This window comes from Streptomyces sp. CO7 (assembly GCF_053474865.1).
Genome location: NZ_JBRIOU010000012.1, coordinates 52129 through 65683 on the forward strand (window position 1 = coordinate 52129; position 13555 = coordinate 65683).

13 protein-coding genes are annotated in these 13555 nt (G+C 74.2%); 7 read left to right on the forward strand and 6 right to left on the reverse strand.

Going from position 1 to position 13555, the window contains the following annotated elements; translation table 11 throughout:
- Positions 1 to 132: 132 nt before the first annotated feature.
- Positions 133 to 1974 carry an FUSC family protein gene (locus ACOV8S_RS29855; RefSeq protein WP_448321600.1) on the reverse strand — a complete coding sequence of 614 codons (1842 nt, stop codon included), beginning with the start codon at positions 1972 to 1974 and terminating at the stop codon, positions 133 to 135.
- A 154-nt stretch (positions 1975 to 2128) separates the two neighbouring features.
- On the opposite strand from ACOV8S_RS29855, the gene ACOV8S_RS29860 reads away from it, so the two are divergent.
- The 4 genes from ACOV8S_RS29860 (at position 2129) to ACOV8S_RS29875 (ending at position 5358) form a co-directional block, all read left to right on the forward strand.
- On the forward strand, positions 2129 to 2746 hold the full coding sequence (locus ACOV8S_RS29860) for a DUF5134 domain-containing protein (RefSeq protein ID WP_448321601.1): 618 nt from the start codon (positions 2129 to 2131) through the stop codon (positions 2744 to 2746).
- A 108-nt stretch (positions 2747 to 2854) separates the two neighbouring features.
- The gene (locus ACOV8S_RS29865) at positions 2855 to 3799 is read left to right on the forward strand and encodes a M48 family metalloprotease (RefSeq protein ID WP_448321602.1); all 945 of its coding nucleotides are present in this window, start codon (positions 2855 to 2857) and stop codon (positions 3797 to 3799) included.
- 102 nt (positions 3800 to 3901) lie between these two features.
- The gene (locus ACOV8S_RS29870; protein WP_448321603.1) at positions 3902 to 4654 is read left to right on the forward strand and encodes a phosphatase PAP2 family protein; all 753 of its coding nucleotides are present in this window, start codon (positions 3902 to 3904) and stop codon (positions 4652 to 4654) included.
- Positions 4651 to 5358, forward strand: a complete 708-nt coding sequence (locus ACOV8S_RS29875) for an HAD family hydrolase (RefSeq protein WP_448321604.1) — start codon at positions 4651 to 4653, stop codon at positions 5356 to 5358. The genes ACOV8S_RS29870 and ACOV8S_RS29875 overlap by 4 nt, the downstream gene beginning before the upstream one ends.
- 311 nt (positions 5359 to 5669) lie before the next feature.
- Here the strand turns inward: ACOV8S_RS29875 and ACOV8S_RS29880 are convergent, their stop codons facing one another.
- Complete coding sequence (locus ACOV8S_RS29880; RefSeq protein WP_448321605.1) at positions 5670 to 7160, reverse strand: LVIVD repeat-containing protein; 1491 nt, start codon at positions 7158 to 7160, stop codon at positions 5670 to 5672.
- A 161-nt stretch (positions 7161 to 7321) separates the two neighbouring features.
- On the opposite strand from ACOV8S_RS29880, the gene ACOV8S_RS29885 reads away from it, so the two are divergent.
- Complete coding sequence (locus ACOV8S_RS29885; protein ID WP_448321606.1) at positions 7322 to 8014, forward strand: DUF305 domain-containing protein; 693 nt, start codon at positions 7322 to 7324, stop codon at positions 8012 to 8014.
- A gap of 10 nt (positions 8015 to 8024) precedes the next feature.
- Here the strand turns inward: ACOV8S_RS29885 and ACOV8S_RS29890 are convergent, their stop codons facing one another.
- Entirely contained in the window at positions 8025 to 8633 is a 609-nt protein-coding gene (locus tag ACOV8S_RS29890; RefSeq protein WP_448321607.1) for a hypothetical protein, read from the reverse strand.
- Positions 8634 to 8798: 165 nt separating this feature from the next.
- Here ACOV8S_RS29890 and ACOV8S_RS29895 point away from each other — a divergent pair, with 165 nt between their 5' ends.
- Complete coding sequence (locus ACOV8S_RS29895) at positions 8799 to 9887, forward strand: WD40/YVTN/BNR-like repeat-containing protein (protein ID WP_448321608.1); 1089 nt, start codon at positions 8799 to 8801, stop codon at positions 9885 to 9887.
- Positions 9888 to 9969: 82 nt separating this feature from the next.
- Here the strand turns inward: ACOV8S_RS29895 and ACOV8S_RS29900 are convergent, their stop codons facing one another.
- The 3 genes from ACOV8S_RS29900 to ACOV8S_RS29910 all read right to left on the reverse strand — a co-directional run bounded on the left by ACOV8S_RS29900 (position 9970) and on the right by ACOV8S_RS29910 (position 12001).
- Positions 9970 to 10488 (reverse strand): COG4315 family predicted lipoprotein, encoded by a 519-nt coding sequence (locus tag ACOV8S_RS29900; protein WP_448321609.1) that lies wholly within the window; start codon positions 10486 to 10488, stop codon positions 9970 to 9972.
- Between the two features lie 44 nt (positions 10489 to 10532).
- Positions 10533 to 10928 (reverse strand): hypothetical protein, encoded by a 396-nt coding sequence (locus ACOV8S_RS29905; RefSeq protein ID WP_448321610.1) that lies wholly within the window; start codon positions 10926 to 10928, stop codon positions 10533 to 10535.
- A gap of 395 nt (positions 10929 to 11323) precedes the next feature.
- Positions 11324 to 12001 carry a uracil-DNA glycosylase gene (locus ACOV8S_RS29910; RefSeq protein WP_448321611.1) on the reverse strand — a complete coding sequence of 226 codons (678 nt, stop codon included), beginning with the start codon at positions 11999 to 12001 and terminating at the stop codon, positions 11324 to 11326.
- Positions 12002 to 12163: 162 nt separating this feature from the next.
- Here ACOV8S_RS29910 and ACOV8S_RS29915 point away from each other — a divergent pair, with 162 nt between their 5' ends.
- Positions 12164 to 13159, forward strand: a complete 996-nt coding sequence (locus ACOV8S_RS29915) for a BadF/BadG/BcrA/BcrD ATPase family protein (protein ID WP_448321638.1) — start codon at positions 12164 to 12166, stop codon at positions 13157 to 13159.
- The last annotated feature ends 396 nt before the right edge of the window (positions 13160 to 13555 follow it).

Sequence of the window (13555 nt, forward strand, 5' to 3'; positions counted from 1 at the left end):
TCCCGATCAACTGCATCGGGTCGGTGTCCAGCTCTGGGAGGACCTCGCGCCACTGCCGGACCACCGCGGCGACCGTGTCCGCCGGCCCCGCCGCGCCCGCCGCTCCCGTGCCGGCGCGGTCCCCGTTGTCCGTCATGACGTGGCGTCCTCCGTGGTCGTGCCCGGGCGGTGCCGCGGCCCCGCCGTCGCGGTGGTGCCGGGGCCCGGGTGGCGTACCGTCGCCGCGAGCGTACGGTGTCCCGCCCGCTCCTCCGACGTCACGTCCTGCGTGGGCAGCGCCCGCGCCCACCATTCGCCGGACGCCGCCCGGGTGGCGCCCCGCAGACCGATCAGGGCCGCGGCCAGCTCCCGCCGGGCCCCGGCCAGGGCGCCGGGGCCGGTCGCGGGACCGGCGAGCAGCGCCTCGGCCCGGTGCCGCGCCGCCCGGGCGTGCTCCAGCGCGACGGCCACCCGGTCGACGGCCCGGCGGTCGGTGACCACCGCCGCGGCCAGCAGGCCGATCAGGGCCCCTACGAGCGTGTCCACCGCCCGGTCGACCACCAGAGCGGGGGTGTCCTGCCAATGGGCGTACTCGGTGATGAGCAGGGCCATCGGAGTGACACAGAGGCTGCCGAGCCAGTAGTTGCGGGAGATGAGCGCCTCGGCGCCGAAGTTGAGCGCGAGGCCGGTCAGCACGAGCGTCCACTGGCTGAGGTGGGCGACGGGAGCGAGGAGCACGAAGAGGACCACGCCCGCCAGGTTGCCGACGACCCGCTGGACGCCGCGGTCCCAGGTCAGCGAGAGGGTGGTCTGGAACAGGGCCGCGGCGGTGACCAGGGCCCAGTAGGGCCGCCCGATGCCCAGCGCCAGCGAGGCCCAGCCGGCCAGGGCGCAGCCCAGCAGCGTGCGCAGGGCCACGGCGCGCAGCGGAGCCAGGCGCCGCCGCAGCGGCGGGGCGGCGAAGGCCCGCTCGACCTCGACGCCCAGCAGTTCTTCCTCGCCCTCCGCGTCCGGACCGGGCCCGAAGGTGTCCGGGACGCGGCCCAGGCCGTGCAGCCGCCGCACCCATTCCCGCAGCACGGCCGCGTCGCCGGGGGCGGGCGCCGCGAGGACGGACTCGGCGCGCACGAGCAGGGCGCCGAGGGGGCGGCGGGAGGCGGAGCGCCGCCCGGTCGTCAGCAGACTCTGCCAGGCGTTCTGCACCGCCCCGGCAGCGTCCGCGCGGGCCGCCTCGCCGTGCGGACCGGGGGACGGCGCGGACGCGGCGGACCCGACGGCTCCCGGCGCCTCGGCGACCTCCGCGGACCCGGCCGCTCCCGGGGCCTCGGCGACCTCGGCCGCCTTCCCGGCTCGGGCTGCCTCCCCGTACCCGGCCGCCTCCGCGTACCGGGCGACCGCGTCCAGCGCCTGGACGACGGCACGGCGTTCCGGCCCGTGAGGACGGAGGGCGCCCGGCGCCATGCCCACCAGCCAGGAGAACGCACCGGCGGCGAGGGCGAGTCCGACGTGGCCGGGGACCTCGCCCAGGGTCTGCGGGGCGAACAGCGCCGCCGAGGAGACGAAGGTGAGGATCACGTTCCCCGGCGGCCCGATGCGGGTCGCGTCGCAGAGCACCTTGTGCAGCGCGGCCAGCACGGCGCCCACCGCGACCAGCAGCACGCCCGAGGAGGTGAGGGAGGCCGCGGTCAGCGCCACCGCGAGGCCGGCGACCATGCCGGCGACCACCAGCGCCAGTGCCCGGGCCCGGGCGGCGTAGGGGCGGTTGTGGGCGTAGAGGGCGCACAGGGAACCGGCCATCGTGTACATCGCGAGGTCGAGCCGGCCCAGGGCGACGAGCAGCAGGTTGGGCGGCGCGGTGGCCACGACCACGCTGACGGCGTGCTTGTACCAGATCTCGGCCGGGCGGCCGGGTCGCAGGACCCGGAACAGCGGCGGGCGTCCCAAAGGGGGGCCTCCTCGTACGACGTCGGAACGGAACGGTCTCCTTCCCGACATTAACAGGTGTTTCACCAGTAAAAGACTGGCGGCATCCGTCACGCTCCGGCCCGATGCTCCCCGTACGCCCCCCTGCGCCCGTATGCGCGCCGTCCGGGACGGGCATCCCCTGACCGACCGCCGGGGAGGCGGCACCTCGACCAAGGGGGCGGGAGTGCACGGACCGGTCACGACCGGATGGCTGCTGGTGGCCCTGTGCGCGGCGGCGGGCGCGTACTGCGTCCTGCGGACCGGCAGCGGCGTGGCGGAGCAGCGCAGGGCGGCCGCCGGGGAGGCGGTGATGGGCTTCGGCATGGCGGCGATGGCGGTCCCGGCCGCTGCCCTGGATCCGCCGCGCTGGGTGTGGCCGGTGTACGCGGCCGTCTTCGCCGCGGCGGCGCTGCACTCGCTGTGGGCGGCCCGCAGCAGCGCGCACCACCTGCACCACGCGGTGGGCTCGCTGGCCATGGTCTACATGGCGCTGGCGATGACCGCGGCGCCGGCCGGTCACGCGGGTCACGGCGTCACGGGGCTGCCCGCGCTGACGGGTGTTCTGCTGGTCTACTTCGCCGGGTACGTCCTCGTCACCGGCGCCCGGCTGCTGCCCGCGGGCCCGAGCGAGTCCGTGATGCGGCCGGAGCCCGCCGTCCCGTCGGGGGGCGTCGCGCCGTCGGGCTCCCCGGTGCCGGCGCGGACGGGCGGAGCGGTGCGCTGGGGGGACCGGCCGGAGCTGGCCCGGGCGTGCCGGCTGGGGATGGGGATCGCCATGCTGGCGATGCTCCTGACGATGTGACAGCCCCCGTGCCTCGGCGGCCGTCCGCGGGGTGCGGGGCGCCGTGGCGTGCGTCACTCGGGGCCCGGGTCGGTTCCACGGCGCGGTCGGGGATCCTACGCTGCCTCCATGATGGTCCCCGCGGCACTGTTGCTGCTCGGCGCGCTGACCGCCGTCGTCGCTCCCCGTCTTCTGGCGCGGGCCGATGTGGACCGGGAGCCCGTGGTGGCCCTCTGGGTCTGGCAATGTGTGGTGGCGGCCGTGCTGCTGTGCTTCGCGCTGTCGATGACGCTCAGCGCCGCGGTGGCCTGGCAGGCGGTCCGCGGCCGGGTCTTCGCTCCGGCTCCCAGCGACGTCGTCGACGTGTACGTTCCCGGCGGGGTCGGCGGCCCGTGGGCCGCGGCGACCGCGGTGGCGCTGGCCGCCGGGGGCGTGTGGACGGCGGCCATGCTGGCCCGCGAGGTGGTGCGGGCCCGCTCCCGCCTCCGCCGGGAGCGGGCGGCGCTGCTGGAGCGGGCTCCCGCGCTGCCCGGCGAGGCAGCGGCGGGCGACGGGCTGGTGGTGCTGGAGGGTGACCGTCCGGACGCCTGGTGGCTGCCCGGTCCGACGCCTCGTCTGGTGGTCACGACGGCCGCCCTGCGCCGCCTGGGCGAGCGGGAGCTGGACGCGGTGCTCGCCCACGAGCAGGGGCACGCGCGGGCGCGTCACGACTGGTTGCTGCACTGCTCCTCGGCCCTGGCCGAGGGCTTCCCCCGGGTGCCGGTGTTCTCCGCGTTCCGGGACGAGATCCACCGGCTGGTGGAGCTGGCCGCCGACGACTCCGCCTCCCGCCGCCACGGGCGTCTGGCCGTGGCGCTGGCCCTGGTCGGCCTCAACGAGGACCGCGGCGTCTTCGGCCCCACACCCTCCGCCGGTCAGGACGACGTCCCCCGTCGCGTGCACCGTCTGATCACCCCGCCGCGCCGGCTGAGTCCGGTGCGCCGCCTGGGCCTGACCGCGGCGGGCGCGATGGTTCCGGTGGTCCCGCTGCTGATCGCCTTCGCCCCGGGGCTGGGTGTGCTGCACCTCGGCTAGACCGCCGGACGGCGCAACCGCCCGTCGCCTTCGCGGGTCACCGTGGACAGGAGGGCGCGAAAGGGTGGTTTCAGGAAGGCGGGCGGGGTCAGTATCGGCCCCATGCGCTTCTCCCCGCATGCCCCGCCCCCCACCGCACCTCCTGCCGCACCGCCGTCGCGGCTCCACGACACGGCCCTGCGGGCCGCCGTCGTGCTGGGGTTGTGCTCCCTGGCGCTGCTCGCCCTGGTGGACGCCTCCTGGCAGCCACTGGTCACCCTGGACGCGGAGGTGGCCCGCACCACCCACCGCTGGGCGGTGGCGGAGGACGGGGTGACGGCGCTCTTCCGGGTGCTCACCGACTGGTTCTGGGACCCGCTCACGCTGCGCGCGCTGACCCTCGCGGTCGCCGTCTGGCTGGCCTGGCGACGGGGCCAGTGGTGGTCGGCGCTGTGGCTGCTGGGCGTCGTCCTGGTGGCCGCACTCACGCAGCAGGTGCTCAAGGCCGTCGTCGCCCGGCCCCGTCCGGTGTGGCCCGACCCGGTGGACCACGCCCACTACGCCGCCTTCCCCTCCGGTCACGCGATGACGGCGACGGTCTGCTGCGGGCTGCTGCTGTGGGTGCTGCACCGCCGGGGCGTCGGGCGCGGGGTGTGGCGGGCGGCCGTGACCGCGGCGGCGGTCTCCGTCGTCGGTGTGGGGCTCACCCGGGTCTGGCTGGGCGTGCACTGGCTGTCGGACGTGGTGGGCGGCTGGCTGCTGGGCGCCCTGGTGGTGGCCGCGGCGCTCGTGCTGCACGAACGACTGCCCCTGCTGCGGGAGTCCGGTTCGCGCCCCACCGCCCGGCCCGGTGCGGGACTACGCTCGCGTCCATGACCGCCTGGACCACCGTGCTGTTCGACTTCTCCGGGACGCTGCTGCGCGTCGAGCCCGCCGAGACCTGGCTGCGCGCCGTGCTGCGCGAGGCCGGGACGCCCATGGCGGAGGACGAGATCGCCCGTACCGCCCGCGCACTCGAGGAGGCGGGGGCACTGCCCGGCGGCCCGGCCCCTCGGGAGCTGCCCGCCGAGCTGGCGGACGCCTGGCGGATCCGTGACCGTACACCGGAGCTGCACCGCGGCGTCTACACCGGCCTGTCCCGCCGGGTGGCCCTGCCGGACCCGGTGCTGCACGAGGCGCTGTACGACCGGCACATGACGCCCGACGCCTGGCAGCCCTATCCGGACACCCTGGAGGTCCTGCGGGAACTGCGCGACCGGGGCCTGCGCGTGGGTGTGGTCAGCAACATCGGCTGGGATCTGCGCCCTGTGTTCCGCGCACATGGGCTCGACCCCTACGTCGACGCCTACACCCTGTCGTTCGAACACGGGGTGCAGAAGCCGGAGCCGGAGCTCTTCCGCATCGCCCTTGACGCACTGGACGCGGAGGCCGCGCGGACACTGATGGTGGGCGACGACCGCAGGGCCGACGGCGGCGCCGCGGCGCTGGGCTGCGCGGTGCGCTTCGTCGACCATCTCCCCGTCGACCGGCGGCCCGACGCGCTGCGCGGAGTCCTCGCGGGCGTCACGGCTTCCGCCTAGGGGCTGTCCGGCAGGACGCGAGAGGGCGCGGCCGGGGCCGGTCCCGTCCGAGGCGCTCCCCCGCGTCGCCCCGGACGGGCCTACCAGGATGTCGCCGGGCCGCCGCGCGGTCAACGGGGCCCTCGCCGAGGGCTTCTCCCGGCCGGGCCGCGGCCGCCACGGGGCGAGGCCGACGCCTTCGGCCCGAAGGAGCGGAGGGTGTCACGTGAAGGTTCCCGGAAACGACGGTCCCGCCGTGCGGAAGGGCCGCACGGCGGGACCGGGTGTGCCGGATGAGGTCCGGGCGGCCTGGCCGGCCGTCCGGTCCGCGGTCACCGCTTGTAGTACTCCGGCTGGGTCTGGGCGTTGAGGCCCTTCAGGTGCACGCCGTTGGCCTGGTTGGTGCGCCTGTCGTTGAGCTTCAGGACGTCGAAGCCCTTGGCCATGTCGTTGGAGTACAGGTAGCCGTTGTACCAGTACGTCGACCAGGTGCCGCCGCCCCCGCCGTTGGGCAGCGGGCCGCGCTCGAAGAACGCGATCTCCTTCGGGTGCGCGGAGTCGGTGAAGTCCCAGACCGAGACGCCGCCCTGGTACCAGGACTGGACCATGATGTCCTTGCCCTTGACCGGGACGATCGAGCCGTTGTGCGCGACGCAGTTCTCGGTGTCGGCCTGGTGGCGCGGGATCTTGTAGTAGCCGGCGAAGCGCAGCTCCAGGTTGCGGCCCTTCCCGACCAGGTCGTAGATGCCGTTGGCACCGCGGTCGGGGCCGATCTCCGCGTTGCAGGTGGCCATGCCGCCGCCGCCGAGCTCGTCGGTGAAGACGACCTTGTCGGCGTCCATGTTGAAGGTCGCGGAGTGCCAGAACGCGAAGTTCACGTTGTCCTGGACCTGCTCGATGACCTTCGGGTTCTCCGGGTGGGAGATGTCCAGCAGGATGCCGTCGCCCATGCAGGCGCCCGCCGCGATCTTCCGGGACGGAAGGGCGGTGATGTCGTGGCAGCCGGTGGTGCGCGAGACGCCCGGGTTCACCGGGGAGCCGGGGTTGCCGCCGCCGAGCTCGCCCTCACCGGGGAAAAGCACCGGGAAGTTGACGACGGCCGCCGTCTCGGGCGCGTCGGTCGGGACCTTGATGACCGAGATGCCGTCGTGCGGGGGCCGGCAGTCGGGGTAGGCGGCGTTCGGCGAGTACGAGGAGACGTACACGTAGACGTCGTCGCCGTCCGGCACCAGCGTGTGGGTGTGCGAGCCGCAGGCGGTCTCGACGGACGCCACGTACTGCGGGTTCCTGATGTCGCTGATGTCGAAGATCTTCATGCCCTCCCAGGAGGACTTCTCCGTCACCGGCTGCGTGGTGCTGTTGCAGGAGTCGTCGCTGCGCGACGAGTCGGTGGAGAGGAAGAGCAGGTCGCCCGAGACCGAGATGTCGTTCTGCGATCCGGGGCAGAGCACCTGGGCGACGACCTTCGGCCTCTTCGGGTTCTTGATGTTGAAGATCTTGAAGCCGTCGTAGTTGCCGGAGAACGCGTAGTCGCCCTGGAAGGCGAGGTCCGAGTTGGTGCCGGGCAACAGGTCCTTCGGGGTGTTGCTGACGTGCTCGATGTTGTCGCTGTGGACGATCTCGTCCACGCCGGGTATCTCGCCGTTCTCGATGGCGGCCTCGACCTCGGCCTGGACACTGCTGGAGATCTTCTTCTCCGGGATGTCTCCCGGGCCGGGTACGGCCCCGGCGGGGGCGGCCGTGAGCAGAGCGGCCAACAGACCGGCGGCGGTGGCCGCGATCCCCAGCCGTGCGCCGTGCGTTCGGGGGTTTCGTCTGAGCACTTCGTCCTCCCTCATCGACCCGTGCGCGCAACTGAGCGGGCACGGACCCCCCTGAGTATCGTCTGCATCATGCACAGATCAATAGAGCGCAATGTGATTGGCATAAGATTTTTTGATCACGCGCCGCGGAAACCGTGTTAGGACAGTCGTCGGCAGACACGATGAACCGTCAATCGCTCTTCCCCCGGGAGGTCGCCGTGCTCGTTCGCCGCGCTTCACGAGCTTCGCTCGTCACCGCCTCACTGGCGCTGGCCGTCCTCGCCCTCGGCGGCTGCGACTCCGGTTCCGGCTCCGGTTCCGGTACGGCGAAGGGGTCTTCGGTCCTCGCCCCGGGCAGGCCCGGGGAGGCCAACAAGACGTTGTCCCCCGAGGACGCGGCCGGGCACCGCCGCGAGGACGACTCCCCCAACGCGGCGGACATCGCCTACGTGCAGATGATGATCGAGCATCACGAGCAGGCCCTGAAGATGGCTCGCCTCGCTCCGGACCGGGCGAAGTCGAAGGAGCTGAAGGGCCTGGCCTCGCGCATCGCCGACGTGCAGGGCGCGGAGATCGACATGATGGAAGGCTGGCTGGACGAGCACGGCGCCGAGAGAGACACCGCGGGTCACGCGCACGCGCAGATGCGGGGGATGGCGACTGCCCGGCAGATGAAGGAACTTCAGGCCGCCGAGGGCGCCGCCTTCGACCGGGTCTTCCTCGATCTGATGATCGCCCACCACGAGGGAGCGATCGCCATGGCCGGGGACGTGAAGGCCGGCGGCAACAACATCCGGGCCGAGGAGATGGCGGACGACGTGATCGCCACCCAGACCACCGAGATCGCGCGCATGGAGGGCATGCGCCGCGGCTAGAACGGCGCCGTCAGTACCGGGAGTTCGCCCGGCGTCGGCCCCAGTCCTCGAACTGGGCGGGACCGCCGACACCGTCGTCGAGCACCGCGCGGTGGACATCGATGCCGGAGACGGACGTGCCGTACTCGGGGTGGCCGGCCCAGGCCCGTTTGATCTTCAGGACGGTCCTGCGGCTCCCGTCGGTCAACCGCGGGAGCAGGGTGGCCGGATGGGCGGTCGAGGGCCGGCGTTCGGGGTCGTCCAGGAACCACAGGGCGAGGTTCCGGAGGGCGCCGGTGGGCGTGCGGCATTCCACGCCGAGGTCCAGGCCGTCGGGGTAGCGGTCCGGCTCCCGGCTCCGCTCCCCGCGGTCGTCGCGGAAGGTCACCGTGCGCACGCGGGGGTGCGTCGCGAGCAGGGCGCCCGTCTCGGCCACGGCCGTCGCCGTGGCGTCGTCCAGACGCTCGCAGGCCACGTCGACGTCCAGATCACGGCGCACCATCACGCCCAGCGCGGCGCTCCCGACGACGGCGGGCACCCCCACCCGCTCCAGCGGCCCGCCCAGGGCGAGGTCCTGGTACCCGCCCCGGGCCTCGGCGCGCAGCGCCTCCTGCTCCTCCCGGATGCCGGATCCGTCCATCCGTCCACCCTGCGAGGGCATCCGGCGGGGTGCGTCCGGCAGGCCGCCGCAGGACGCCTACCTGCGGTGGCGCCGTCGCTACGGGGCGTTGTCGGTGGCTGCGTGCAGACTGGCCGTGACCGCATCGCTCCCGTCCGGACGACGACGTCCTGAGAGGTGGCCGGCATGGCCGACGTACTGCTCGCCGTAGGCACGAACAAGGGGCTGTTCCTCGCCCGCCGCGGATCCGGCGGCGACTGGGAGTTCGATCCCGATCCGCACTTCAACGCGCAGGCGGTCTACTCGGTGGCCCTGGACACCCGCGGTCCCGCGCCCCGGATCCTGGTCGGGGGCGTCAGCTCGCACTGGGGTCCGTCGGTCTTCCACTCGGACGACCTCGGCCGTACGTGGACCGAACCGGCCAGCCCCGCCGTGCGGTTCCCGGAGGACACCGGCGCGTCCCTGGAGCGCGTCTGGCAGTTGCACCCGTCCGCCGCCGAACCCGGCGTGGTGTACGCCGGCACCGAGCCCGCCGCGCTGTTCCGTTCGGAGGACCGGGGTGAGAGCTTCACCCTGGTGCGCCCCCTGTGGGAGCACCCCACCCGCTCGCGCTGGGCGCCCGGCGGAGGCGGCGAGGGGCTGCACACCATCCTCACCGACGCCCGCGACGCGGCCGCCCTCACCGTGGCGGTGTCCGCCGCGGGCGTCTTCCGCAGCGCGGACGGCGGGGCGAGCTGGTCGCCGTCCAACTCCGGCGTCTCGGCGGTCTTCCTGCCGGATCCGGACCCGGAGTTCGGCCAGTGCGTCCACAAGATCTCCCGGGACGCCGCGGATCCCGAGCGGCTGTACCTGCAGAACCACTGGGGCGTCTACCGCAGCGACGACGGCGGCGGGTCCTGGAGCGACATCGGCGACGACCTGCCGACCACCTTCGGTTTCGCCGTGGCCGCGCATCCGCGCCGCGGCGACACGGCCTACCTGTTCCCGGTCAACGCCGACTCCGACCGGGTTCCCGCCGGACGCCGCCTGCGGGTGTTCCGCACCTCCGACGGCGGCGGCAGCTGGGAGCCGCTGTCGGCGGGGCTGCCCGACGAGGACCACTACGGCGTGGTGCTCCGCGACGCCCTGTGCACGGACGACGCCGACCCGGCGGGCGTCTACTTCGGCACCCGCAACGGCGAGGTCTACGCCTCCGCGGACGAGGGCGAGAGCTGGCGGCAGCTGGCCGCGCACCTGCCGGACGTGCTCTGCGTCCGCGCCGCGGTCGTCGGCTGACCCGGTCACGGCCGCTGGTCGACCACCCCGGGCCGGCGGTGCGCGCCCGTACGCCCGGGGGTGCGGGGAGGTGGTGCGGAGTTCAGCCGGTGCGATTCTTCTCGATCGCCCTGCCGGAGGCGTCGAGGACGAACCACTTCGCGCCGAACGGGTCGAGGTCCTGGCCGTTGGTGTCGCCGGCCGCGTCATCGCCCTGGTAGGAGTAGAGCGGGTGGCCGTCGTGGACGACCTGCTTCTTGCCGTCGTCACGGGTCGTGGTGCTCAGCTTCGAGGCGTCGACGCCCGGCCCGGCCTGCGGCGCGCCCTGTGTGGTCAGCGGAGGCCAGACGCCCGCGCAGGTGCCGTCGCAGGTCGACTTCGCCGACGTGTCCGCCTGGAAGAGGTACAGGGTGTGGCCCTTGCCGTCGGCGAGGATCTTGCCGAGACCGCCTGCGGAGCGCAGTGTCAGGCGGGCCGCGCCACCCGTGGCGGGGGTGGGTGAGGCGTGCTCCGCCTTGTCGGGCGCGGGGGTGCCCGAGTCGCCGTTCGAGCAGCCGCCGAGGGCGGCGGCCGCCATGGCGACCACCGCGAGGGCGCGGACGGGTCCGGAGAGCTTTTCCACGGGACCTCCTGGGGGAGGTGAGGTGGTGGTGGTCTCTGCGGGGGTCAGCGCCGTCGGGGAAGGGCGAGGAGCACGGCCGTCGCCACCGTGGCCACGGCCTGGGCGGTCGCGCTGACCACCTTCTTCGTGTACCACAGCGGCTCGTACATGTTCGGGAACGGCCCGAACGCCCCGACGTCGACGTAGCGGTAAACCAGCACGGCCGCGAGTCCGCCGGCCGCGACCAGGAAGGCGTACACGCGGAGGAGTCGGCTGCGGAAGAACAGCACCAGCAGCGCGGCCAGCGCCGCCAGCACGGCCTCGATCCGGAAGAGGGTGCCTTGGCCGACGGTCGCCGAGCCGCCGTCGTAGGTGGACGCGAGGTCGACGTGGAGGTACGCGTCCACGGCGAGCCCCGCCGCCGCCACGACGCGCGTCAGCAGCTCGAACGGTCCGGGCATGCGTGAGGCGGACCGGCGGTGTGCGCCCTGTGGCATCGGCAGGCGCCCCTTCTCGTGAGGACGGACGGCGGGAAGGGCGACCGGTGCGGACGCGGGGACGCGGGGACACCCGCAGGGAACTTTGCGAGGACACCCGCGGGGAACAGTGCAGCGCGGGATCACGCAGGGACGGGCCTCACGCGGGCGGACGGGAACGGGTTCCGCTCTTTTCGGCGACCCGCGGGCGTCCGGACGGACCAGTGCGCGGCGACGCCGGAGGGTTCACGGCGCGGGCGGTGCCGCGAGGTCGCCGGGCCGTGCGTGCGCGCTCACGGCCTGGAACAGAACGGAGCCCGCCTGGCCGGAGGTGACCAGACGGGCTGTCAGGGCTGGAGCCGCGCTGCGGCAGGCCGTGCCTACGGCAGGCGCCAGTCCACCTGCTCGGCACCCTGCCGGAGCAGCAGATCGTTGACCTTGCTGAACGGACGTGAGCCGAAGAAGCCCCGATCTGCGGACATCGGTGACGGATGGGCGGACTCGATCGCCGGGAGGTCACCCAGCAAGGGCCGCAGATTGCGCGCGTCGCGCCCCCACAGGACCGACACCAGTGGCTTGCCGCGCGCGGCCAGCGCCCGGATCGCCTGCTCCGTCACCTCTTCCCAGCCCTGGCCGCGGTGTGCGCCCGGCTTGCGCGGGGCGGTGGTGAGCGCCCTGTTGAGCAGCAGGACGCCCTGCCGGGTCCATGGCGTCAGATCGCCGTTGGACGGACGGGGCAGTCCGAGGTCGGAATGCATCTCCCGGAAGATGTTCTCGAGACTGCCGGGGAGGTTGCGCACCTCCGGCGAGACCGCGAAGCTCAGCCCGATCGCCATCCCCGGTGTGGGGTAGGGATCCTGACCGACTATCAGGACGCGGACGTCGTCGAAGGGCTGCTGGAAGGCCCGCAGGACGTTGGCTCCGGCAGGGAGATACGTCCGGCCGGCCGCGATCTCGGCCCGCAGGAAGTCGCCCATCGCGGCGATGCGGCCGGCCACGGGTTCCAGGGCCTTCGCCCAGCCCGCTTCAACGAGTTCATGTAGAGGTCTTGGTGCCACAACGCGTCACCCTACTGGCCCTCACCGACATCGCCCGTACCTGCGGAAGCACACCCGTCGGGACGGCCGGCGACGCTAGTCTTCGTCCTCGTCGAAAGCACCGGGCCGGGCCAGTGGCCCGTGCGGCCGGTCCTGGCTGAGGAGGGGAACGTGCTCCGTCCCATGGTCGACCCGGCCGGGTCGCGGGAGCGGGTGCTGCTGGCGGTGGACTCCGGCGGCTCCGGGCTGCGGGTCGCCGTGGGCACTGCGCGCAGTGGTCCGGTGATCCGGCGCGCGGGCCGGGAGCCGGTGCGCACGGGACCGCGGGGGCTCGATCCGGTCCACCTGCTGGAGTTGCTGGCGCCGCTCGCCGAAGCGGCGCTGGCCGAGGCCGGGGTCCGGGCGCCGGAGGCGGTGGCGGTGGGCGCGGCGGGCTTCGCCTCGCTCGGCGACGCCTGGCGGGCGGAAGTGCCCGACGCCCTGGCGGCACGCTTCGGCAGCGACGGAGCGTGGGCGGGCGTCGCGCTGTCCTCGGACGCGGTGACGGCGTACGTGGGGGCGCTGGGCGCGCGTCCGGGCGCCGTGGTGGCGGCCGGGACGGGACTGACCGCCACCGGCACCGATCTGGCGGCCTGGCGGCGGGCGGACGGCTGGGGTCATCTGCTGGGCGACTGCGGAGGCGGCGCGTGGATCGGCCGGGCCGGTCTGGAGGCCGCGCTCCGCGCCCACGACGGCCGTCCCGGCGGGTCCGTCGCCCTTCTGGAGCGGGGGCAGGCCCTGCTCGGTCCGGCGGACGGCTGGCCGCAGGCCCTGTACCCGCGGACCGACCGGCCCGCGGTGCTGGCCTCGTTCGCGCCCGAGGTGGCCGCCTGCGCGCGCGAGGACGCGGCGGCGGAGGCGATCCTGCGGGAGGCCGCCCGGCACATGGCCGCCGCGGCGGCCGCGGTCTGCCCCGACGGGGGCGAGGCCGCGGTGTCGGTGACGGGTGGTCTGCTGGGCCTCGGGGAGCCGCTGCTCGCTCCGCTGGAGGAGGAGCTGGCCAAGGCCCTCCCGCACGCCCGCCGGGTGACTCCCGAGGGCGACCCCCTGCTGGGCGCCTTCCGCCTGGCGGCGGGACTCGCCCTCGACGACCTGGCCCTCCCCCACGACCGGCGCCTGCTGCACGTCACCGGTGCGTGAAGGGCCGCGGCCGCCGTACCCCGGACGGAACCTGCCGGCCGTGGGAGACGGTGGGTTCCGGGCAACTGCCGGAAACGGGACCACAAGTCGACAAATCCCCCCGCGACCGGCCCCTACCGGGCCAAAGGTGAAGATCCGGCGGAGCTTGTGCCCCGTCGGCGCGGGCGGCCACTCCCCCGGCGGGCGGCGACGGCGGCTTCCGTATGATGCGGCGTCAGGCGGCGCCGGACTCCCGCGCCCTCGCCCCCGACCCTGCTCGCGAGGCCGTCACCGGGTGGCACGGAGTCCGCACGGTGCGCGCCCGGAGTGAACAAAACCATTCCGCTTGTCACACGACCCGGCGGACAAATGCGGACGGATACCGCTCACCCGCCCCCTCCCCGAACAGAGGAGCCC